18 protein-coding genes and 3 pseudogenes are annotated in these 20921 nt (G+C 72.9%); 8 read left to right on the plus strand and 13 right to left on the minus strand.

From position 1 onward, the window contains the following. Positions 1–105: 105 nt before the first annotated feature. The 3 genes and pseudogenes from ACF1A1_RS06165 to istA form a co-directional block, all read right to left on the minus strand. A complete protein-coding gene (locus tag ACF1A1_RS06165; protein ID WP_391645940.1) occupies positions 106–630 on the minus strand; it encodes a hypothetical protein in 525 nt (174 codons plus the stop codon). A gap of 105 nt (positions 631–735) precedes the next feature. Beyond that, positions 736–1512, minus strand: coding sequence for an IS21-like element helper ATPase IstB (gene istB / locus ACF1A1_RS06170; protein ID WP_391645942.1), 777 nt, complete (start codon positions 1510–1512; stop codon positions 736–738). Beyond that, positions 1509–3132 (minus strand): annotated as a pseudogene (istA, locus tag ACF1A1_RS06175) (IS21 family transposase). Before istA ends, istB begins: the two are co-directional and overlap by 4 nt. 188 nt (positions 3133–3320) lie before the next feature. On the opposite strand from istA, the gene ACF1A1_RS06180 reads away from it, so the two are divergent. Further along, positions 3321–4067, plus strand: a complete 747-nt coding sequence (locus ACF1A1_RS06180; protein ID WP_391645944.1) for a zinc-binding alcohol dehydrogenase family protein — start codon at positions 3321–3323, stop codon at positions 4065–4067. Positions 4068–4347: 280 nt separating this feature from the next. Here ACF1A1_RS06180 and ACF1A1_RS06185 read toward each other — a convergent pair whose 3' ends face one another. Next, a complete protein-coding gene (locus ACF1A1_RS06185; protein WP_391645946.1) occupies positions 4348–5253 on the minus strand; it encodes a S41 family peptidase in 906 nt (301 codons plus the stop codon). Positions 5254–5397: 144 nt separating this feature from the next. Between ACF1A1_RS06185 and ACF1A1_RS06190 the strand changes: the two genes are divergently transcribed. Further along, on the plus strand, positions 5398–5853 hold the full coding sequence (locus tag ACF1A1_RS06190; protein ID WP_391645948.1) for a helix-turn-helix domain-containing protein: 456 nt from the start codon (positions 5398–5400) through the stop codon (positions 5851–5853). Positions 5854–5899: 46 nt separating this feature from the next. On the opposite strand, the gene ACF1A1_RS06195 is transcribed toward ACF1A1_RS06190, so the two are convergent. The 4 genes from ACF1A1_RS06195 to ACF1A1_RS06210 all read right to left on the minus strand — a co-directional run bounded on the left by ACF1A1_RS06195 (position 5900) and on the right by ACF1A1_RS06210 (position 9202). Continuing rightward, positions 5900–6729, minus strand: a protein-coding gene (locus ACF1A1_RS06195) for an IS5 family transposase (protein WP_391646395.1) whose coding sequence is annotated in 2 segments (ribosomal slippage) — positions 5900–6391 and positions 6394–6729 — 828 coding nt in all. Because the reading frame shifts where the segments join, the coding sequence is not laid out codon by codon here. Between the two features lie 162 nt (positions 6730–6891). After that, a complete protein-coding gene (locus ACF1A1_RS06200; protein WP_391645950.1) occupies positions 6892–7869 on the minus strand; it encodes an endonuclease/exonuclease/phosphatase family protein in 978 nt (325 codons plus the stop codon). A 1-nt stretch (position 7870) separates the two neighbouring features. Continuing rightward, a complete protein-coding gene (locus ACF1A1_RS06205) occupies positions 7871–8212 on the minus strand; it encodes a hypothetical protein (protein ID WP_391645952.1) in 342 nt (113 codons plus the stop codon). Between the two features lie 162 nt (positions 8213–8374). Next, positions 8375–9202, minus strand: coding sequence for an alpha/beta fold hydrolase (locus ACF1A1_RS06210; RefSeq protein ID WP_391645954.1), 828 nt, complete (start codon positions 9200–9202; stop codon positions 8375–8377). A 74-nt stretch (positions 9203–9276) separates the two neighbouring features. Between ACF1A1_RS06210 and ACF1A1_RS06215 the strand changes: the two genes are divergently transcribed. Next, the gene (locus ACF1A1_RS06215; protein WP_391645956.1) at positions 9277–10764 is read left to right on the plus strand and encodes a PLP-dependent aminotransferase family protein; all 1488 of its coding nucleotides are present in this window, start codon (positions 9277–9279) and stop codon (positions 10762–10764) included. A 32-nt stretch (positions 10765–10796) separates the two neighbouring features. On the opposite strand, the gene ACF1A1_RS06220 is transcribed toward ACF1A1_RS06215, so the two are convergent. Together ACF1A1_RS06220 and ACF1A1_RS06225 are read right to left on the minus strand one after the other, a co-directional pair. Further along, positions 10797–11810, minus strand: a complete 1014-nt coding sequence (locus ACF1A1_RS06220; RefSeq protein WP_391645958.1) for a hypothetical protein — start codon at positions 11808–11810, stop codon at positions 10797–10799. A 266-nt stretch (positions 11811–12076) separates the two neighbouring features. Beyond that, entirely contained in the window at positions 12077–12520 is a 444-nt protein-coding gene (locus tag ACF1A1_RS06225; protein WP_391645960.1) for a transglutaminaseTgpA domain-containing protein, read from the minus strand. A gap of 226 nt (positions 12521–12746) precedes the next feature. Between ACF1A1_RS06225 and ACF1A1_RS06230 the strand changes: the two genes are divergently transcribed. Further along, positions 12747–13955 (plus strand): PP2C family protein-serine/threonine phosphatase, encoded by a 1209-nt coding sequence (locus tag ACF1A1_RS06230; protein ID WP_391645962.1) that lies wholly within the window; start codon positions 12747–12749, stop codon positions 13953–13955. Between the two features lie 63 nt (positions 13956–14018). After that, a complete protein-coding gene (locus ACF1A1_RS06235) occupies positions 14019–15332 on the plus strand; it encodes a hypothetical protein (RefSeq protein WP_391645964.1) in 1314 nt (437 codons plus the stop codon). Between the two features lie 198 nt (positions 15333–15530). Here ACF1A1_RS06235 and ACF1A1_RS06240 read toward each other — a convergent pair. Then, positions 15531–16292, minus strand: a pseudogene (locus ACF1A1_RS06240) (class I SAM-dependent methyltransferase); the annotation flags it as partial. A 55-nt stretch (positions 16293–16347) separates the two neighbouring features. Further along, on the minus strand, positions 16348–16524 hold the full coding sequence (locus ACF1A1_RS06245; protein WP_391645966.1) for a hypothetical protein: 177 nt from the start codon (positions 16522–16524) through the stop codon (positions 16348–16350). A 179-nt stretch (positions 16525–16703) separates the two neighbouring features. On the opposite strand from ACF1A1_RS06245, the gene ACF1A1_RS06250 reads away from it, so the two are divergent. From ACF1A1_RS06250 to ACF1A1_RS06260, 3 genes and pseudogenes are all read left to right on the plus strand, one after another. Continuing rightward, positions 16704–18074, plus strand: coding sequence for a tetratricopeptide repeat protein (locus ACF1A1_RS06250; RefSeq protein ID WP_391645968.1), 1371 nt, complete (start codon positions 16704–16706; stop codon positions 18072–18074). Between the two features lie 156 nt (positions 18075–18230). After that, positions 18231–18787, plus strand: a pseudogene (locus tag ACF1A1_RS06255) (permease); the annotation flags it as partial. Continuing rightward, on the plus strand, positions 18767–19723 hold the full coding sequence (locus ACF1A1_RS06260; RefSeq protein WP_391646397.1) for a GAF and ANTAR domain-containing protein: 957 nt from the start codon (positions 18767–18769) through the stop codon (positions 19721–19723). The pseudogene ACF1A1_RS06255 and the gene ACF1A1_RS06260, both read left to right, overlap by 21 nt. A 130-nt stretch (positions 19724–19853) precedes the next feature. On the opposite strand, the gene ACF1A1_RS06265 is transcribed toward ACF1A1_RS06260, so the two are convergent. Next, entirely contained in the window at positions 19854–20630 is a 777-nt protein-coding gene (locus ACF1A1_RS06265; RefSeq protein WP_391645970.1) for a hypothetical protein, read from the minus strand. Positions 20631–20921: the final 291 nt, after the last annotated feature.

The raw sequence follows: 20921 nt of genomic DNA on the forward strand, positions 1-20921 counted from the left end.
GAGCTGCGGGGACGTGAAGTGGCCGAGTCATTCCCGGCCCCACTTAGCGATCTTGGAAGCGGTTTTCGGGAGCGAGTTTTGGCCCCACCGCACTGAGGAGCGGCGTCAGTCAGCGGCGCGTGGTGTGGGGACGTAGGGCTCGATCTCGTGCCATGGCGGCGGTCCTCCCAGCTGCCGGTTGATGGGCTGCTGGGAGCCGTCGAGGGAACTGCGGGCCGCGTTGACGAAGGCGAGCTGTCCGGATGCGAGTTCTGCCGTGATCCGCTGCAGGCTGTCACGGTTCTTCGGGCCGCGGTCGGCGACCAGGAGCGCGAAGCGGCCGATCGCATCGGCCAGGTCGCCGGCGGCATTGGCAACGTCGGGGGTGGCGACCAGGCTGAGTGAGGTCAAGGCGGCGTTGAACGGTGGCCAGTTGGCGTTGTTGGGCCGGTCGTCGAGGTATGCCTCACGCAACTCGATCTCGACCGCCGTGAACTCCTGGAGGAAGGCTCCGTAGGCAGCTGTCTGGGTGTCGCGCAGCCATTGCTGGTTCTGGCTGCGGCGGCCGACGAAGCCACCCACCACGATGCCGATGATGGTTGCGACGGCACCAACGCTCGTGGACACCAGAACATCCCAGGGGGCGGCCAATTCAGTTTCCTCCTTCAGCGCGCTGGCTGTGATCTGTGGTCAGCGTGGCAATCGACTGGTCCATTCTTGATCACGAGGTGTGTTCTGCGGGACCGGATCCGGAGGTCAAGTGGTGGCTTGCTGTTGTGCACGGGTCTGTGCGAGCCGGTAGGACTCGGTGCCGGTCTCGATGATGTTCCCGCCGAAGGTCAGACGGTCGACGATGGCCGCGCAGAGCCGCGGATCCGTGAATGTCCTGGTCCAGCCGCCGAACGATTCGTTGGAGGCGATGGCGACGCTGTTTTTCTCCTCGCGTTCCGTCAGCACCTGGACCAGCAGCTCAGCGCCGCGGCGGTCCAGCTCCATGTAGCCGAGTTCGTCTATGCAGAGGAGATCGACGCGTCCGTAGCGGGCGATGGTCTTGGTCAGGATTTTTTCGTCCGCCGCCTCGACCAGCTTGGTGGCCAGTGTGTAGCGGACCCGGAAGCCAGCCATGGCGGCCTCAGTGCCGAGCGCGATCAGAAGGTGGGACTTGCCGGTGCCGGAGTCGCCGATCAGGCAGAGCGGCAGGCCCTTCTTGACCCATTCGCAGGTCGCCAGGGTGTGAATGACGGCTGCGTCGATGTTCGCGTTGGCGTCGAAGTCAAAGGCCCTGATCGACTTCTCCCGAGGGAACTGCGCCGCTTTGATGCGCCGTTCGGAGCGGCGGCGGGCCCGGTCGTCGCACTCGGCCATCAGCACTTCGGCGAGGAAGCCGCGATAGGACATCTGGTCCCGGGCGGCGGCTTCGGCGAGTTCGGGGAACTGGGCCCGGATGGTGGGAAGCCGGAGCATGCGGCATGCCTGGTCGACGGCGGCGGTCGCGGCCTGTTCGGTCAGCCCGCGGTGGCGTTTGAGTGTCACGGCATCTCTCCCTGGATGGCGGGGCGGTCGGCCAGCTGCCGGGCTCGCAGCAGCTGGTCGTAGGCCGCGACCGAGGGCAGCGGCCGGGTGTCGGACGGCAGCTGGGCCAGTCGCCGTTCGGTCAGCGAGGTCACGTTCGTCCGTTCCGGCTCCGCAGGGACAACCGGAGGCGCGACCTCGTCGGCTTCGGCCGCCTTCCGTGCCTCCAGGGCGACGGCATCCGCGGTCAGGGCGCCGGCCCTGAGTGCGGATGCAAGCCCGGCGACCAGGTGCTCGTGGGGGACGTGGCGGCCCATCAGCAGGACCTCGATCAGGGCCCGGGTGCCGTCCCGCTCACCGTGGGCAGCCTTCGCCGCCTTCCACCAGGCGTCGTGGACCGGCGTGAACTTCCCTACGGAACGGGCCTGTTCGAGGGCGGTGGCCCCGGGAAACGCGCCGGGCTTGCGGACCAGGGCTTCCAGGTAGTGGTCAAGATCCAGCCGCGCCTTCCCCTTGGCGATCAGCCGTTCATGGCGGGCGACCTCCTGCTGACCGTCGTAGACGACCAACTCGGATGCGTGCAGTATCGCTCTCACCGTCCGGCCGATCAGCCGCACCGGCACCGAGTAGCGGTTGGTGCGAACACTGATCTGGCTGAAGCGGTCCACCCGCAGGCTGAACAGACGTCCCGTCTCGAAGGGTTCGTCCGGTAACGGCTGCAGCAGTGGCCGTTCGACGGCGAAGTACTCGCTCACCGGCCGTGGACGGGAGCCGATCCGGCGCCGTTCGTCTTCTTCATCCCACTGCTCGATCATCGCGTTGAGCTCAGCGAGGGAGGCGACCTCGGGAACGGGGACCATGTGATTGCGGCGGAACCAGCCGATCTGCCCCTCCACCCCGCCTTTCTCGTGAGCGCCCTCGATGCCGGGGAGGCAATTGCCGTAGTGCGACCGGAACGTGGTCCACCGCTCGTTCTCCGCGCGGGAGCGCGAGCTGAGCACCCGGGAGACCGCGGAGCGGAGGTTGTCGTAGCGGACCTTGCCGGTTGGCACTCCGCCCAGCACGCTGAGAGCGTGGACGTGGCCTTCGAGGAACGCCTCCTGGCCGCAGGAGGCGAAGACACGGTGCACGGCTTTGCCCGAATACGACAGGCGCATCGCGAACACGAAGCAGGTGACCTGCTCACCGGCCAGGCGTACCTTCACGTCGCCGAAGTCCACCTCCGCCTCGGCCCCCGGCCGGTGGGACTGCGGAATGAACGCGTGTACCACCCCGCGGCCGGCCTCAACAGCGATCTGGGGACGCCGATCGGCGACATAGGCCCGCACCATCGGATAGGTCACCGCCTCCGCCCCGTGCTCGTCCAAGAGCCGGTCGAAGATCCGCTTGACCGTGTGACGCTGCTTGCGCGGAGCATCCAGATCCACCCGGAGCATCTCGTCGATCAAGGGCTTGTAGGCATCCAGGCGGGTCGCGCGGCCGCGGCTTCTTCCGCGGCTCCGGCCAGACCGACTCCAACGCGGCTTTCACCGTGCGGAATCCGACTCCGTACTCACGCATCAAGGCCCGGTACGACATCCCTGCCCGGGCGTCACGGCGGATCGCCGCGTACAAATCGACCTTGGACTTCGGTGGCGCCATCGCAGCCTCATCCCGCAGAGCACGTCCATGCTCCCACCGCAAGCTCTCAAGTGTTGCCAGAACTCACAGACATCGCCCTCCGGCGAAACAAGGCGTTCTCGGCCCTGAGCGACAAGTGGTGTCAGGTTCCACTAACAAAGCCAGACGGTCCCTACGCCCCCCAAGGCCCGCTGCCCCGTATTCCTGGCATGGAGGTCGTCGGCCGACGAGTCCTCGGCTATGTTCCGCAGGGCGGTTACGTTGCCAAGACGGTCGTCGCCGACCGCCACCTGGTCGCGTTACCGCAGGGGGTGGCTGCGGGCGAAGCGCTGGCAGTTCTCGTACAGGGGTTGACGGCGTGGCATCTGCTGCGGTCGGTCGCACGTATCAGGCCCGGTGAGAGCGTGGTGGTCCATGCCGCCGCGGGCGGGACGGGCAGTCTCGTCGTCCAACTGGCCCGGGAGTTCGGGGCAGGACGGATCATCGCCACGGCGTCGTCCGACGAGAAGCGCGCATTTGCTCTCGAACTCGGCGCGGACGCGGCGATCGACGGCGACGCGGAAGGCTATCGAGAGCGGGTCCTTGACGCCAATCACGGACACCCGGTCGACATCGTCCTGGACGCCATCGGCGGCCCCGTCCTCGACGCCGGCCTGGACACACTCGGACACCTCGGCCGACTGGTGACCTACGGCGCCTCGTCCCGGCAGACAGCCTCCGCTATTGCGCCGAGCCGACTGGCGGTGGACAACATCACCGTCGCCGGCTTCTGGGTCATCCCGCTCATCGCCAGGAACGGCGCCGGCGGTGCGGAGCTGGCGGAGCTGCTCGACCTCACGGCGCGGCGTCGCCTGCGGCCCCTGGTCGGCGCGGAGTACGACCTGGCGCGGGCCCGCGACGCGCACGAGGACCTGCTTGGCCGTCATACGAAGGGGAAGCTGGTCCTCCGTCCTTGAAGGCGAACGTCCGTCTTGCCACCGGACGGGCCCCACTGTCGGCCCGCGCCGACCCCACCGTATGGTTCGAGGACAGCCACCCCGTGCCCGAGCAGGAACCGCTGAGCAGCTTCTTCCTACGGTTCTCCTTGTGGGAAGCCACGCTCGCCGCTGTGTACCAAGCCAGTTGCGACGACCTCCCCATGCGCCTGCTTCCGGCGCTCGAAAGCTGCCTTCAGGGCGTCCCCCCTACGACCGTTGGGGGGCGCTGCGTGCAGTGCTGTCGATGAGCTGGACTGGGTCAGCCTGCCAGTCGGGCGAGGGCCAGGGCGTGAGCGTGGTCGAGGGAGTCAGCAGCGGCGCAAGGGATATCTGGCTGCACACCGGTGCCCTCCCAGTTCGTGTGGGAGACGGGGTTGATGGCGCGGCCGACGGGGACGGTGGCTTCAAGGTGTGGGTGCAGGGTCCAGCCCTGGCACGGGTGCGCGCCGCCGCGGGTGGGCTCGCCGACGACTACGGCGCGGCCGAGCTGCTGGAGGTCGTACGCCAGCTCCTCAGCGGCAGAGAAGGTGCTGTCGCTGGACAGCACATACAACGGCTTGCTGCCGCCGAAGCGCGCGCCCGGAACGTGCGGCAGGCTCCAGGACTGCTCGCTGTGCTCGCCGCCGTGCCAGTACATGGTGTTGAGGTGGGTGCGCTCGTCCAGCAGGTAGCTGCAGACGAACGCGACCGTGTCCGGGTCGCCGCCCCGGTTGGCGCGCAGGTCCACGATCAGCGCCTGGGCGCGGGAGGTCAGGGTGAGCGCGGCGCTCAGCGGTTCGGCGGCCCACTCCAGCGGAAACAGCATCGGTGCCAGCTCCACCACGGCGACCCCTCCGTCGAGCAACTGCATCCGGGGCGCACCGCCCAGAGAGGAGTCGAAGTCCCGGCGCATGGCGTCCCGGGTGGCGGCCCCCTGCTTCGGGGAGGCCGGGGCGGCGTGGTGCTTCAGTCTCAGGTGCCGGTCGCCGTTGACGGACTGCAGGTCCGCGGTGACCAGGCGGGCGAGCTCCTCGGCGTCGTCGACGTCGTAGGCGCCCTCGGTGAGGCGTCGTTGCAGCAGGCCGGCCAGCTGCTCAGCTATCTCGGGGAAAACGTAGTGCTCGGTGAGCAGCCGGGCCGTCTCGTCGATGACAGGGGCCGGCGCAAGCTTCGTCGGAGTCGTCATGGCAGGGAGTAGAGCACTGCCCTTGCGAAAGCGTCAAAGAGTTTAGACGCTTTAGGTATGCGTGATCAGCCTCCCTATTCACCGCCTCCTGAGGACGTCCTGGAGATCGGTGCGCCTGAGCAGTTCGCGGCGCTCTCTCACCCATTGCGTCAGCGGTTGCTCTTCGCCCTGGGCCACCAGCCTGCCACCACCAGCCAGCTTGCGGCGCAGCTCGACGCGAAGAAGGGCAACGTGGCCCACCACCTCAAAGTGCTCCGCGAAGCCGCGCTGGTCCACATCACCGAGACCCGCCAGGTCCGCGGCGGCACCGAGCAGTACTACCAGCGCACGGCCCGCCAGATGGTCGTCGCCGAACCCCAAGCGGCAGGCACCGCCGCGATGCTCGCCGCGGTCGCCCAGGAGCTGGACCACTCTCCGGTCGACACCCACCTGACACTGCGCCACCTGCGTCTGAGCCCTGCGAAGGCAAGAGAACTCGGCGAAACCCTCGCCCAACTGGTCGATGAGGCCGAGGAGGATGCGGACGACCAGCCCGTGCACGGTGTGTTGGTAGCGCTCTATCAGCAGGCCCTGCCGACCAGCACCACTAGTTCCGCCTAGCGGCACCAACCTGCCCGGACAGCACACCTAGGTTCTGTCTCTTTGGTCAGCGTCGGGTCCAGATGAGGATGCTCGCGAGGTGGAGTGCGCCCTGGTAGGCGATCGCGAGCTTGTCGGTTCGTGTGGCCAGGCCGCGCCACTGCTTGAGGCGGTTGATGCACCGCTCGACGGTGTTCCGCTGCTTGTATGCCTCGCTGTCGAAGCCGGGCGGACGGCCTCCGAGTCGGCCTCGCCGCAGGCGGTGGCCGACTTGGTCGGACGGCTGTGGGATGACCGCGCGGATGCCCCGGCGCCTCAGGTGGCTGCGGATGGCACGTGAGGAATAAGCGCGGTCGGCCAGAACGGCCAGGGGCCGGGTCCGGGGCCTGCCGGGGCCAGTGCGGGGGACGCGGATGCGGGACATCACCGTCTCGAAGGCGGGTGCATCACCTGCCTGGCCTGCGGTGACGGTGAAGGCGAGGGGTCGTGCGCGGCCGTCTGCGGCCAGGTGGACCTTGGTGCTCAGCCCGCCGCGGGAGCGTCCGAGCGCGTGATCGGCGGGCTCGCCGGAGTGGGCCGCCCCGTTTTGAGTGCTCCGGCAGCGTGCTGGTGGGCCCGGACGACCGTGGAGTCCACCGACACCGTCCAGTCGATGTCGTCGTCGGCGTCCGCCGCCGCCAGGACAGCGGCGAGGATCATCTCCCAGGTGCCGTCGACGGCCCATCTGATCAGCCGTTTGTGAGCGGTCTGGAAGGAGCCGAGCTCGTCGGGAAGGTCCCGCCAGGGCGAGTTGGTGCGGTACTTCCACGCGATGACCTCAAGAGTGCGGCGGTGATCGGCCCATCGCCGCCCGCGGACCGGATCCGCCGGCATCAGCGGCTCGATCCGGTCCCACATCGCATCGGTGATCACTAATCGGACGGACACATCCGATCAACTGACCAACCCATCAAAGAGACACGCGCTAGCCGACGCGCCTGACCTCCGCCTTCCGACGACGGCCCGGATCCGTGCTCGACACCTCGACTCCTCGACTCCTCGACACGGTCCGGGCCGTGGTCACCGCGGTCGGCGCGGCGGCCGGTGCAGTGTGAGGTCCACCAGCAGCGAGCGGTGGTCGGTGCCGGGGAGGTCGAGGAAGCGGGCGCGGCGCGCGGAGAACTCCTCGGAGACGAGGACGTGGTCGATCTGGGTGCCGAAGGCGGGGGTGGTCCGGGTGGGCCAGCTGGGCTCGCGATGCGCTCCGGCGAGGCGGGCGGCGTCGTACAGCCCGGTGTCGAGGACGCGGCGGAAGGCGGCGTGGTCCTGGGAGGCGTTGAAGTCGCCGGCGAGGATGAGGGGCCCGTCGTCGCGGTGGGCGTCGGCGAAGTCCCGCAGCCGGCCCAGTTCCCGCTTCCACAGGGCGACCTGGCGGGGCAGCGGCGGCTTGGGATGCGCGAGCTGGAGCCGTACGGGGTGCCCGTCGACGTCGGCGACGGCACCGGGCATGCCCATGCGGCCGGGGACGCCGGCCGTGGGCGTCAGCGGAAAACGGCTGAGGATGACCGACCCGACGGAGGTGTCCCCCGGCACGGCCCGCCGATGCGGGTAGCCGGTTCCCAGCTCCCGCGCCACCGCCGCCTGGCAGCCGTACTCGCACTCCTCGACGAACACGAGGTCCGGTTTCTCCCGGCGCACGGTGGCGATCAGCGCGTCCGTCGCCCACCCGAACTCGACGTTCGAGGTCAGCACCCGCAGCCGTGCGACCGCCGCCCCGTCGGGGCGGTCGGCCTTGCCGTACGGCTCGACGAACCAGGCGAGCAGCCCCAGCAGGACGACCCCCCACAGCAGCCCGGTCCACCACCGGGCGAGCAGGGACAGCAGCAGGCCGAGCCCGGTCGGCACGAGCAGCCACGGCAGGAAGGCGAGCAGCTGCGGTACGGGCGTGAAGGCGTCGGTGTCACCGGCCCGGCACCCCACGACCACGCTCACCGCGGCGAACAGCAGCCCCGCGCACCAGCCGCCGGCCAGCCGCCCCCGCCGCCGCCCGTCGGACATGTCAGCGGAACTCCCGGACGACCTCGATGCGTCCGACGATGTGCGCGTTGAACTCATCCAGCTCCTCCGCCGGCACCCAGAGTTCCAGGATGGTCTCTCCCCCGGCCTGCCGCACCGGATACCGCTCCAGGAAGTCGCTCTCGACCTCGAACCGGGTGACGTATCCGACGCCGGACGCGGGGACGTTCCAGTCCCGGGCGATCCGGATCGCGTAGTCCTCGTTCAGCACGGGGTAGAAGATCGGCTGCTCGGGCAGCCGCGGCGGCCAGGCCGTCCACCCGGAGGCTTCGACGAGGGCGAGCTCCTCGGGGCCGGTGGGGCGCCAGAGGGTGGTGGTGCGCATGGGAGGTGACGGTAGCCGGGCGGCCGGCGGCACGGCCAAGGGATTACCCGGCGGCGCGGTCGGGCGATCACGTGACGGCGCGGTCGGGCGATCACGTGACGGTGCGGTCGGGCGATCACGTGGCGGTGCGGTCGGGCGATCACGTGGCGGGGCGGTCGGAGATCACGTGGTGGTGGCGCGGTCGGGGGACGCCCCTGCGGCGTGCTCGTCGACGTGGCTCAGGAAGTCCCCCAGCACCTCGTTGAACTCCCCCGGCCGCTCCAGGTTCGGCATGTGCGCGCAGCCGTCGATCACCCGGAGGACGGAGCCCGGTACCAGTGCGTGCATGGCCTCCGCGTCGGAGACCGGGGTGAACTCGTCGTCGGCCCCGACGACGATCAGGGTGGGGGCGGTGACGCGGGCCAGGAGGGGGCGGTAGTCGGGGCGTTCGGCGCGGCCGCGGAGGGCCGCGGCGGCGCCCTCGGGGGGTGTGGTGGTCATCATGCGGTGGACGTGGGCCTTGACGTCGGGGGCCGCGTAGGGGGCGACCATCTTGTCCAGGACCTCGTCGGCGTAGCCGCGCATGCCCTCGCGCAGCAGGCGGTCGGCCATCGCGTTGCGGGCGGTCCGGCCGTCGGGCGTCTCGGGGGAGGGGAAGGTGTCGGCGAGGACCAGGCCGCGGACGCGGTCGCCGAAGCGGGCGTAGCACTCCATCGCGATCTGCCCGCCCATCGACAGGCCGGCCAGCGCGAAGGTGTCCACCCTCAGGTCGTCGAGGAGTTCCTCGATGTCCCGGGCGAAGCGGGAGAGGGGGGTGAGGCCGGGGGTGACGGGCGAGGCGCCGTAGCCGCGCAGGTCGGGGGCGATGACGCGGCGGGCCGGGGAGAAGGCCTCCAGCTGCGGGGTCCACATCGTGTGGTCGAAGGGGTGGCCGTGGACGAGGACCAAGGGGACGCGGTTCCGTGAGGAGGAATCCGCGCCTTTGTCCTCGTATGCGAGGAAGGGTGCCATGGCGTCGACCCTAGGTTCGGGCAACTCATCGGTGCAATAAGATCTTTGCCCTCGGTGCAATCCCAGGGGGACCCGTGCACGACTACCGGCGTATCGCCGACCGCATCGCCGCAGACATCGCCGCCGGGCGGCTCGCCCCCGGCCAACAGCTGCCGCCGCAGCGGTGGTTCGCGCGCCGGCACCGGATCGCCGCCTCGACGGCGGGGCGGGTGTACGGCGAACTCGTGCGGCGCGGGCTGGTGGTGGGTGAGGTCGGACGCGGGACCTTCGTACGGGCCGCGCCGGCCGTGGGACAGGGGCGGGCCCTCGTCGAGGCGGCGACGGCCGCGCCGGTCAACCTGGAGCTCAACTACCCCTCCGTACCCGGACAGTCCGACCTGCTCGCGCCCGCCCTCGCCCCGCTGCTCCGACCCGACGTACTGACCGAGGCCCTGCGGCCGGCCGCCGCCGACGGCACCGCCACGGCCCGCGAGGCCGCGGCCGACCTGCTGGGGCTTCCCGGGCCCGCCGGGTCGGCCAGCTCCGCCGGGCGTCCCGGGTCGGCCGGGTCCGCCGAATTCCCCGACTCCTCCGGGCTCCCCGGGCCCGTTGGGTCCCCCGGATTCCCCGCGTCCCCCGGCCTGCCCGACTCCTCCCGGCGTCCCGGCTGGCGTCCCGAGCCCCGGCAGGTGCTCTTCACGGGCAACGCCCGGCAGGCCATCGCCGCCGCGCTCGCCTCGCTGGTCCGGCCGGGCGGTCGGGTCGGTGTGGAGGAGTTGACGTATCCGCTGGTCAAGGAGGTCGCCGCCCGGCTGGGCATCGTGCTCGTGCCGATCGCCGGGGACGACGAGGGGGTACGGCCGGACGCCCTCGCCGCCGCCCACCGCGCCGCTCCGCTCTCCGCCCTCTACCTCCAGCCCGCCCTGCACAATCCGACCTCGCTGACCACGAGCGAACGGCGTCTCGCCGAACTCGTCCGCGCGGTGACCGACCTGGACCTGCCCGTCGTCGAGGACCGCATCTGGTCCTTCCTCCGGCCGGACGCCACCCCGCTCGCCGCCCACGCTCCCGGGCTGACGCACGTCGTCGACGGCCTGTCCAAGCGGGTCGCGCCGGGCCTGACCGTCGGCTTCCTCGTCGTCCCGCCGCACCGGGTCGAGGCGGTGGCCGGCGCGGTGCGGTCCGGGGGGTGGAGTGCGGGGCGGTTCGCGCTGGAGGCGGCCGTGCGGTGGGCCGGGGACGGGACGGTCGCGCGGCTGGTGGCGGCCAAGCGGGCTGACGCGGCGCGCCGGCAACGGCTGCTGGCGGCCCACCTGGACGGGTTCGCCGTACGGACCGGCCCGCACGCCTACTTCGCCTGGTGGGAGCTGCCCGCCCCCTGGCGCGCGGACACCTTCACCGCCGCGGCCGCCGCCCACGGCATCGCCGTCACCCCGGGCACCGCCTTCGCCGTGGACCCGCACCGCACCCCGAACGCGGTCAGGCTGGGGCTGGCGTCGGCGGAGGAGGGGGAGTTGGGGCGGGCGCTGGGGGTTCTGGCGAGGGTGGCGCGGCAGGGGGTGCCGGGTGAGAGGGCTGGATGAGAGAGCTGGGTGAAGGGGCTGGATGAGGCGGCCTATGGGCGTGTAGGGGGCGAGGCACCTGCCGGGGCCTGGGGTGGTGGGGGTCCGGGCAGCGGGTCGTCCGGCCGGCCGAGTGGGGCGGGCGGGTGGGCCGAGGCCGGTTCCGGATCGCCGCGGACGGCGTGGACGCGGTGGAGGGGGCGGACGTGCCGGCTGAGCCACGCCCCGCCCGCCACCGTCAGGCCCGCGGCCAGCAGCAGCCAGGACGCCGTGCGCAGGGTCGCGGTGAGGGCGTCGTAGATGGCGGCCGCGGCCGGGCGGTGGCTCTGGTCGGGGAGGTCCGCGAGGGTGAGGTGGCGGCCGATCGCCACCGCCAGGCCGAGGAAGGCGCCGCCGATGGCCGTGCCGAGCGCGGTCGCGGTGAGGGCCCGGCGCCGGCCGGCGGCCACGGCGATGCCCGTGACGGCGAGGGCGACCGCCGCGAGCGGGAGCCAGAAACCGGCGATGTCCAGCACGCGGTAGCCCTTCCGGAGTGCGGCCAGCTCGCCGGCCGGGAGGAGTGCGACGCGGGTGTGCGTGACCGGGACCCGGTCGGCGAAGGGCACGCGGTCGGCGGCGAGTTGGTCCTTGAGGCGGGTGGCCACCGGGGCCAGGTCCACGGTGACCGCGCCGCCCCGGTCGTCGTGCAGCGCCGTCATGACGGCCTTGTGCGCCTCCTCGTTGCCCGCGTCCCACGCCCTGCGGTAGGCCGGGGTGTGGGTGAAGGCGCGCACCGCGTCGTGGACGAAGGGCGTCACCTGGGGGTGCAGGGGGAGGCGGTCGTCGGCGGCCTCGCGCAGGATGCCGTCGACCACCGTGTCGACGACCTCGTTCCGTACGGCCGGGTCGGAGGCCAGGGGAGCCATCGTGGTGACGTAACGGCCCGTGTCCGTCAGGCCGTACGCGGCCCAGGCCGCCAGCGTGCCGAAGGGGAGCAGGAGGCAGGCGAGGACGATCAGGACGGCCGAGACGGCGGTCCGCAGGCGGGTCGGCGGCGGGGGCTTGACGGGACAGCGGGCTCGGGACACGTATCCAGGCAACGGGGTGCGGGGGCGGGTGCGCCAGCGGGGAGCCGCCGGTCGGGTGGGCCGGGGCCCCTGGGGCGGCCGGGGACCGTGTCCTCCGGTGGAGGGTTCACCCGAACGGGTGTCTCATGGATGTGGGGAGAGGGTTTCAGTGCTTCCGGAACCTCGTCGGGCGGGTGGGAGTGGATCCCGCTCGCGCGGTGAGTGGAGGGATGAGGGAACGTGGGCCCCGGCGACGCGTCGCCGGGGCCCACGGATGTGCGGGTCCGTCAGCGGACGGGGCGGCCTTCCGCGTCCTCGTGCGTGTAGTAGCGGTAGAACAGCACCGCGAAGAAGCCCGCCGCGATCACCAGCGCGACGCCCGCGGAGTACAGCACGCTCGCCCCGCTCTGGTTGATCAGGAAGCCGAACGCGCAGCCGGCGAACGCCGACCACAGCAGGGCGTGCCCCTCGCGCCTCAGCCGCGCGGCCAGGGCGCGGACGGCGACGTACAGCGCGACGAACACGAGCGCGGTCACGAAGCCGAACAGGATGTTCCAGCCGGTGACGGGTCCGCCGCCGCGTCGGTTGGCGGCGGCCCAGTAGCCGTAGACGAGCCCGATGACGACGGGTACCGCCCACTTCGCGATCCGGTGGGTCCGCTCGTCGAAGACGTCGGGCGGCGGTGTCTGGGCACGGGGCCGCCTGTCCGGTGCGGGTGCCGCTTGAGCCATGAGAGCACTCCTCTCTCCTCGCCCCGGCTTCCAGCGCACACCTGGGCGGGTGCGGTGGCAAGTCGGACGCCCGGCACGAGGGGCCGCGTGCCCGGATGCGGTCGGCCCCCGCCCGTGTTTCGCTGACCCCATGAAGCGGCCTCATGCGGCGGGGCCCCTCATGCGGCGGGGCTCTCATGCGGCGGGGCCCCTCATACGGCGGGACCCTCGTGAGGCGGGGCACCTCGTGGAGCCGCGGGACGACGGGCTGTTCGACCGCTACCCGCGGACCCGGCGCCGGGACGTCCTGCAACGCCACCAGTTGCTGCGGATCCGCGGCCGCAGCGTCACCTGGCTGGTGCCGCTGGTGACGCTCGTCGTCATCGCCGTGGTCGACTTCAACACCACCGGTGAGTTCCGGATCGTCTCCTGGTGCGTGTTCGTCGCCGCCATCGCCGCCGCCCTGTGCGGGGTGTGGACGACGGTCCTCTTCGCGGTCCTCGCCCTCGTCACGTACGTCGGGGCGGACGCGGCCTGGCCGGACCAGTACCGGGCGGGCTCCGCCGACTTCGTCCTCGTCCTCGTCGGCGGGGTGCTGTCCGTCCTCGCGGCCGACGTGCGGGTGCGCGCCGAGCGGCGGATGCTGCACATGCGGCAGATCGCCGAGACCACCCGCCGTACCGTGCTGCGCCCGCTGCCGCCCGGCTGGGGCGGCCTCGACCACGCGGCGGTGTACCTCGCCGCCGACGCCGAGGCCCGCATGGGCGGCGACTTCTACGACATCCAGCCCGGCCCGCACGGCACCCGCGTCCTCCTCGGCGACGTGCAGGGCAAGGGGCTGGGCGCGGTGGAGGCGGCGGCCGCGCTCCTCGGCACCTTCCGCGAGGCGGCGTACCACGAGCCGGACCTCGCGACCGTCGCCGCCCGGCTGGAGACCCGGATGCGACGGCACCGGCAGCACACCGTGGCCCTCGGACGGGACGACGGGGACCGGTTCGCCACGGCCGTGCTGATCGGCTTCCCGCAGGGGGAGCGGGGCGTGGTGGACGTCGTCGGCTTCGGTCACGAGCCGCCGCTGGCGGTCGGCCCGGCGGGCGTACGGCCCCTGCCGCACGGCGACGGCCTCCCCCTCGGCTTCGGTGACCTCGCCGCCGACGGGCCCCCGCGCGTCCGGCGCGTCGCCCTCGCCCCCGACGAGACGCTGCTGCTGGTCACCGACGGGGTCACCGAGGCACGGGACCGCGCCGGCGTCTTCTACTCGCTCGCCGACGACCTCGCCGAGGCCCTCGCCCGCGACCCCCGGACCGCCGAGCCCGCCCGCCTGGTCGCCCACGTCCGGGACCGCACCCTGCGTCACTGCGGCGGCCGTCTCGCCGACGACACGACGATCTTCGCCGTACGGCGGCAGGGGGCGGATGCCCACGAAGGCCCCGAACGGGGACGTTTGCAGTCCTGAGGTCCACCTTTGCAGCAGCAGCGGTTACGGTGCTGACGTACGTGATCGACAGGGGGAGGGACGATGCCTGGAACCGTGCTGCTGCTCGCGGCCTCACCCGTGGGCAAGGGGTGCCTGGTGGACGCGGCCTCCGTACTCCCCGTGCTCGCGGCCGTACCGCCCGCCGTGCTGGCCGGCACCGACACCGCGAACGTCGTCGAACTCGCCGATCCGCTGGAGCCGCAGGCCGTCCTCACCCGGCTGCGGGCCGCCGCGGCCGCGCCCGGGCCGCTGACCGTGTTCGTCACCGGCCAGCTCCAGCTCGACCGCCGCCAGCGGCTGCCCCACCTCGCGCTGGCCCGTACGACGCCGGCGACCGTCCGGTACACGGCCTTCCCCTGGCACTGGTTCCGGGAGGAACTGCGGCTGCGGTCGGCCGGGTCGACGACGCTGCTGCTCGATCTGCACGCGGACGCGGAGACCTGGGAGTGGCTGCGGGGGCGTGCCCTGGACTGTGGGCCCGGGGTCGCCGTGCACGGCCGGATCGCCCCGCCGGCGGGACGGCGGAAGGTGGCCGCGCCCACGTACATGAAGGCCGTCGCGACGGTGCTGCGGAGCGGGGGCCGTCCGGCGGTGGAGCAACTGCACCAGATGGCGCTGGCCCGGATCGCCGGGGAGGGGGAAGTGGGAGACCTGGTGCTGTCCGGCGTGGGGGCGGGTACCGGAGCCGGTGCCGGTTTCGGAACCGGTTTCGGAACCGGTGCGGGTACCGGTGTCGGAATCGGTGCCGGCGCGGGGTTCGCCCCCGCCACCCCCGCCACCCCCGCCGGCCACGCCGTCCCCGCCGCCCCGACCCTTCCGGTCCCCTGGGGCCACCGCCCCCAGCCCCCCGTTCCGGCCCTGGACGTGGCTCGTCCTGAGGCGCCCGGGGAGGGGGCACCCCCCGGCGGGCCGGTGGGACCGGACCAGGCGGGAAGCGACCCGCACGTCGCCATCACCACCGCCGTGCAGTCCGGGAAGCACGCCGACGCCGACGCCCTGGCCGCCCGCTGGGAGCAGGCCGCCGCGGCCGCGCACGGGCCGGGGTCGGAGGAGGCGCTGCACTGGACCGAGGTGCGGGCCGACCTGGCGATGTTCGCGGGGGACGCGGAGCGCAGCTGCCGTACCTGGATGGCCGTCGCGGCGGCGCGGCTGACCGCCGGGCAGCCGGTCGACGCGCCCGCGGTGGAGGCGGCCGTGGACCGGGCCCACCACCAGTGGGGCCGCATAACGGACCCGACCCGCGCCCGCGACCTCGGCCCCGCCCTGGCCGACCTCCGCGGTCGCGTCCCCGGCCGCCGCGAGGGCGCCCTGGACCACGTCCGCCGACAGCTGCGGCAACTACAGACCCAGGGCTGAGCCGCTCCCACGCGACAGCGGGGGGCGGGCTTCGACGGGGTGGGAAGGTGTCGCTGGTGGCCGCCCGTTCGCGAGGCCGTCAGTCCCTCTCCCCCCGGCGCCGACGGCACCACCCTGTGCGGAGTTCCGGCCCAGGGCCTGCCCGCCGGATCTCGTGGCCGTCGTGGTGTCGGGATCCGCGACTGGCTGGTCGTCCGAGCCGGTGGCCGACGGCGGTACCTCGACGACGAAGAACAGGAAGCAGGTCTTGGTCGACAGGTCGTGGAAGCCGTCGGGGAACAGTTCACGGGCGGCCGGGTCGGGCCGGGGTTCGCTGATGACGGAAAGGCGGAAGCCGGCGGTGGTGAAGGCATCGGTCATCGCGTGCAGCGGCTTGCGCCAGAACCTCATCGGGCAGGACTGCCCGTCGAACGTCCAGTCGAAGGTATAGCTGGTGGTCGCGAAGTAGTCGGGCCGGGGATCCTGGAACGTGTAGGCCACGAAGGGGTGGTCCACCGACGCGATCAGCCGGCCGCCGGGCCTGAGCACGCGCCGCATCTCGGCCAGCGTCGGCCCCCAGTCCTCCAGGTAGTGCAGGACCAGCGACGCGACCACGTCGTCGAACGCACCGTCGTCGAACGGCAGGGGGTCGCGCAGGTCGACCAGGTGCAGGTCCGCGTCGTCGCCGAGCCGCCGCCCGGCCAGCGCCAGCATCCGGGCGCTGGCGTCGATGCCGGTGACGACGGCACCGCGGTCGCGCAGGGCGGCGGACAGGGGACCCGAGCCGCAGCCGGCGTCCAGGATCCGACGGCCGGCCACGTCCCCGGCGAGGGCCAACATCGCGGGCCGCTCGTAGTACGCGTTCACGAGGTTGTTCTCGTTCTCCGCCGCATACGCCTCGGCGAAGCCGTCGTAGTCATTCGCCCGGACCGGATCCACGGGCGGGTCGAAGCTTTCGGGCACGTCGGTCGCGCGTTCCATCGGCGCAGCCTAGTAGTCGCATGATCCGCCGGACAGCCCCGGACCGTGTCACGGCCTAGCCGCCCCGCACCTGCCCCTGTGCCGCGGACGGGGTCTGTCGTTCGTCCGTCGGGTGGGCCGGGACCGCGTTGGCCGCGGCGATCAGGGCCGCTGTGGCGACGACGGCCGCCGCGACGGCTCTGGCGTACCGGCCGGTGGAACGTCCGTAGGGTGCGGTGGTGCGTCCGGGCACGGCAACCTCGCAGCGTCGGCGACTACGGCGGTCAAAGAGCGAATGGCGGGCGAAAGGACGAGTTCTGCCACGCCTGGCGGCGTCAACCATGTATTAAGCATGCTTAAGCCGCCATTTAACCTAGGGGCTGTGCGAGCCCGACGGCAAGGGGCCGAGGGGCGGTCGGGGGGAGTCGGGGCGTGGGCGAGCGGGACGAACCGGAGGTCATCGGGCGCCGGGTGCAGCGGCTGCGCGTCGAGCGCGGGCTGACCCAGCGGCATCTGGCCGAACCCACCTACACCCCCGCCTACGTCTCGACGCTGGAGGCGGGCCGGGTGCGCCCCTCCGACGAGGCGCTCAAGCACATCGCCGAGCGGCTCGGCGTGGACTTCGAGGAACTGGCGACCGGGCGTTCCGCCCGCCTCGCCACCGACCTCAGGCTGCGCCTCACCGAGGCCCAGCGCGCCCTCGCCACCGGGGAGGCGGAGGACGCGGCGGCACAGTACGCCCGCCTGCTCGCGGAGGCCGAGGAGCACGGGCTGGCGGAGGCACGGGCCACCGCGCTGCTCGGGCTCGGGGAGTGCGCGATCCGCACCGGCGACCTGGAGACCGCCCGGGAGCACTTCGAGCGCGCCGAGAGCTGCCTGGCCGGCGCGCCCCTGCCCACCCGCGTCCCCGCCCTGCGCGGTCGCGCCGTCGCCCACTACCTCGCCGGTGAACTCCGGTACGCCGTCTACCTGCTGGAGTCCACCCTCGACGAACTCAACCGGGGCGGACTGCACGACCCCGACGCCCTCCTGCCGCTCTACGCCTCCGTCATCGGCCCCTACATGGACATGGGCGCCCACGCCCGCGCCGCCCAGGCCGCCGAGTTCGCCCTCGCCCTCGCCCCCCGGGTCGGCGACCCCGCCCTCGTGGCGCACATGCACCGCTCCGTCGCCCGCACCCTCCTCGCCGAGGGCCGCCTCGCCGAGGCCGACGCCTCCCTCGCCAAGGCCGCCGAGCTCTACCGCCAGCTCCAGCTCCGTACCGAACTCGCCAACTGCCACTGGATGCGCGGCTACGTCTACGCCCAGAACGGCCAACTTGACCGCGCCGAGGACGAGTTGAGGCAGGCCCAGGCCATGCTCGCCGCCCAGCGCGCGGCCCTCTACGGCAGCCAGGTCACCGTCGAGCTGGCCGACGTACTGCACCGCAGGGGCAGGTCGGAGGAGGCCGCCGCGCTGCTGCACGGCGTGCTCGGGGACCTCTCCCCCGAGCGCGGGGCCGTGCACTCCGCCGGCGCGCACCGGCTGCTCGGCATCATCGCCGAGGACGCCCGCGACACGGAGGCCGCCGAGGAGCACTACGTCCGCGCCCTGAGCCTCCTGGAACGCGCGGGTGCCGTCGGCGACCTCGCCGACCTGTGCCGGCTCCTCGGGGACCTGCTGCGGCGCACGGGCCGGGTGGAGGCCGCCCTCGACGCCTACCGGACGGGGCTCGGCCACCGTACGGCCCCCGGCACGACGACCCTGGGACCGGCACCCGCACAGCCACCCCTGTACCCGTCGGTCCACCCGCCGGCCCTCTGACGGGCCCGCCCCGTCACAGGCTGCCCCCGGCCCAGTCCTGGGCAGCCCACAGCCGCCCTCACTAGCGTGCCCGCGACATCGGCAGACGACATCGACGGACGACCTCGACCCACGACGTCGTCAGGCGGTACGCACGGAGGGGGCGGGAATCCCGGCGTGCAGAACCACCACACCGTGGCCGACGGGCTGCGGTTCGCCGTGCGGGCGTGCGTGTACGCCGTCCTCGGCGGCACCGCGCTCCTCGCCGTCGCGACCGTCGCGACCGTCGTGGCCGTGCTGGGCCCGACGCTCGCGCTCGACCTCTCACCCCGCCCGTGGCCGCCTGGTGGACGGTCTTCACGGCCATCACCGTCCAGGGGGTGCCGTTCCTGCTGCTCGGGACGGTCGTCTCGGCGGCGATCGGCGCGTTCGTGCCGGAGCGGGTGCTCAAGCGGCTGTTGCCGCGCAGTCCGGCGCTCGCCGTGCCGGTCGCGGGGATGGCCGGGGCGGTGCTGCCCGGCTGCGAGTGCGCGTCCGTGCCGGTGGCCGGGAGCCTGGTGCGGCGCGGGGTGGCCCCGGCGGCGGCCCTCGCCTTCCTGCTCTCGGCGCCCGCGATCAACCCGGTCGTGCTCGTCGCCACCTCGATCGCCTTCCCGGGCCGGCCGGAGATGGTCCTCGCCCGCCTGCTCGCCTCGCTCGGCACCGCCGTGGTCATGGGCTGGCTGTGGGCGCAACACCTGGGTCACCGTCACCGGCACCTGGCACCCGAAGGGCGCCCCGGGCTCCGCGGAGGCCTGGCCGCCGGTCCTCGACGCGGTGACGGTGACCCGGGTGAAGCAGCCGGCGGATCCGTACGAGAAGGCGTAGCGGCACGGGTTCTCCCGCCGGGCGGGGGGTACCCGGCCGGACGACGGGGAAGGTGTGTGCGGCCGGCGTACGCGGAGGTGGTCGGCGTGCGCGATCGGGACCGGGAACGGATCACCGACGTGATCGCCCAGGAGGTGCGGGACGCCGAGCCGGGTGAGGTGCCGGAGCGGCTGTGCGCGGCGGCGGTGCGGCTGCTGCCGGTGAGCGGGGCGAGCGTGTCGTTGCGGGGCGAGGGGATGCCCGTACCGCTGAGCGCGAGCAGTGAGCGGGCCGCGCATCTGATGGAGGTGCAGGCCACGCTGGGTGACGGTCCCTGTCTGCGGGCCGCGGAAACCGGCGCCGCCGTCTTCGCCTCCGACCTGACGGCCGGCCGGGACGCCTCCCGCTGGCCGGTGTTCGCGCAGCAGGCGGCGGCCGCCGGGGTGCGCGCGGTGTACGCGCTGCCGCTGGGCGACCGTTCGGTGTGCGTGGGCACCCTCGACCTCTACCGGGACGTCCCCGGCGAGCTGGCCGCCGACGACATCCGCACGGCGCGTTTCGTGGCCGACGTCCTGACGGCGGCCCTGATGGCGCTGCCGCGCGGCGAGGAGGCCGGCCGGCTCGGCGACGGCCTCTGGCTGAGCCCGCTGGCCACCGACCACGACGAGGTGTACCAGGCCGTCGGCATGGTCATGGCCCAGCGGGGCGTCGCCTCCGACGAGGCCCTGGCACTGCTCCGGGCGCACGCCTTCGCGGAGGGCCGCACGGTGCTCGACATGGCCCACGAGGTGGTCGCCCGGTCGACCCGCTTCGACCCCGACTGACGGGGGCTACGGCCTGACGGGACCGTCCGTCCCGGACGGATCCCTCACCTGCTCATCTCACCACCTCTCCCCCGCACCCCTCCCCTGCCCGTCTCCCCTGCGCCTCTCGCCCGCCCCTCTCCCCTGATCCTCAGATCTCCACCCGCCCCTGCTTCCTCACCTCCGTCAGCCGCTGCACGCCCAGCTGGACGGCCGCCTGTGTGGCCTCGTTCGGTACGTCGTTCAGGCCGCCGTTGGTGAGGGCGAACGTGTCCTGGCCGACGCGGACGGCGGCCACGTCGACGGCGAGGACGAGCGGTTCGGCGTCGTCGGTGTTCCAGTCGGTCAGTGTGACCCGCAGGCCCTGCCGGACGTCGCCGACCTCCGGCAGGGGCAGCTCGGCGACCGTCACCTCCAGCACGGTGTCGTCCGGCGCCTTCGCCGCGAACTGCGCGCACTTCTCCGGCAGCGTCTCCAGCCAGGCCAGGGCGCGGTCCGCCTGCGCCGGGCTGCGGTCGGTGAGCTGGTAGCGCAGCTGGGCCTCGCTGTGGGGGTCGTCGAGGGCGACGACCGCGCGGGCGGGGCCGCCGAGCACCTCGTCGGCGTAGAGACGGTCGAGGAGTTTCTGGCACTCCGCGGTCGGGGTGGTCGCCTTGAGCAGGCCGTCCCGCCAGGTGGCGGCCCCGCGCGTCGGGGTCCAGGGCGGGCCGAGGTCGGTGTCGGTGATCAGCGCGGCGTGCGCCTGCGCCTCGGTGAGGCCGGGGGCGGCGGCGGGGTTGGAGGACGTGCCCGACGACGACTCCTGGACGGTGGGCAGGGCCTGCCGGGCGGTCGGCGGATGCTCCAGGCCGAGGGTGGCGCAGGCGCTGGCGGTGAGGAGCAGCCCGGTGAAGAGGCAGGCGGAGGCGAGGAGGGGACGGCGGGTCATCGGGCTGCCTCCTGGTGGGCGTGGTGCGCGGGGACGGTGGTCTGCGTGGGCGGTGGTCTGCGCGGGGTGCCTCCTCTCACGGCACCATCACGGCCGCGGGCCGACCAGCGCGGCGGGCCGTCCGGGTTACGGCGGTTGGTGCGGGCGGGTGGCCGCCGAGCACCCGGTGCGTACGGCCGCGAAAACCGATCGCCCGCCCTCCCGCCCCCTTGCTACGGTCCCCGCATGCAGCGCGCCCCCATCTCCCTCACGACGACGCCGGAGAGTGTCCCGGCGCGCTGACCACTGGAT

The organism is Streptomyces sp. NPDC014995 (assembly GCF_043080745.1).
GTDB lineage: Bacteria > Actinomycetota > Actinomycetes > Streptomycetales > Streptomycetaceae > Streptomyces.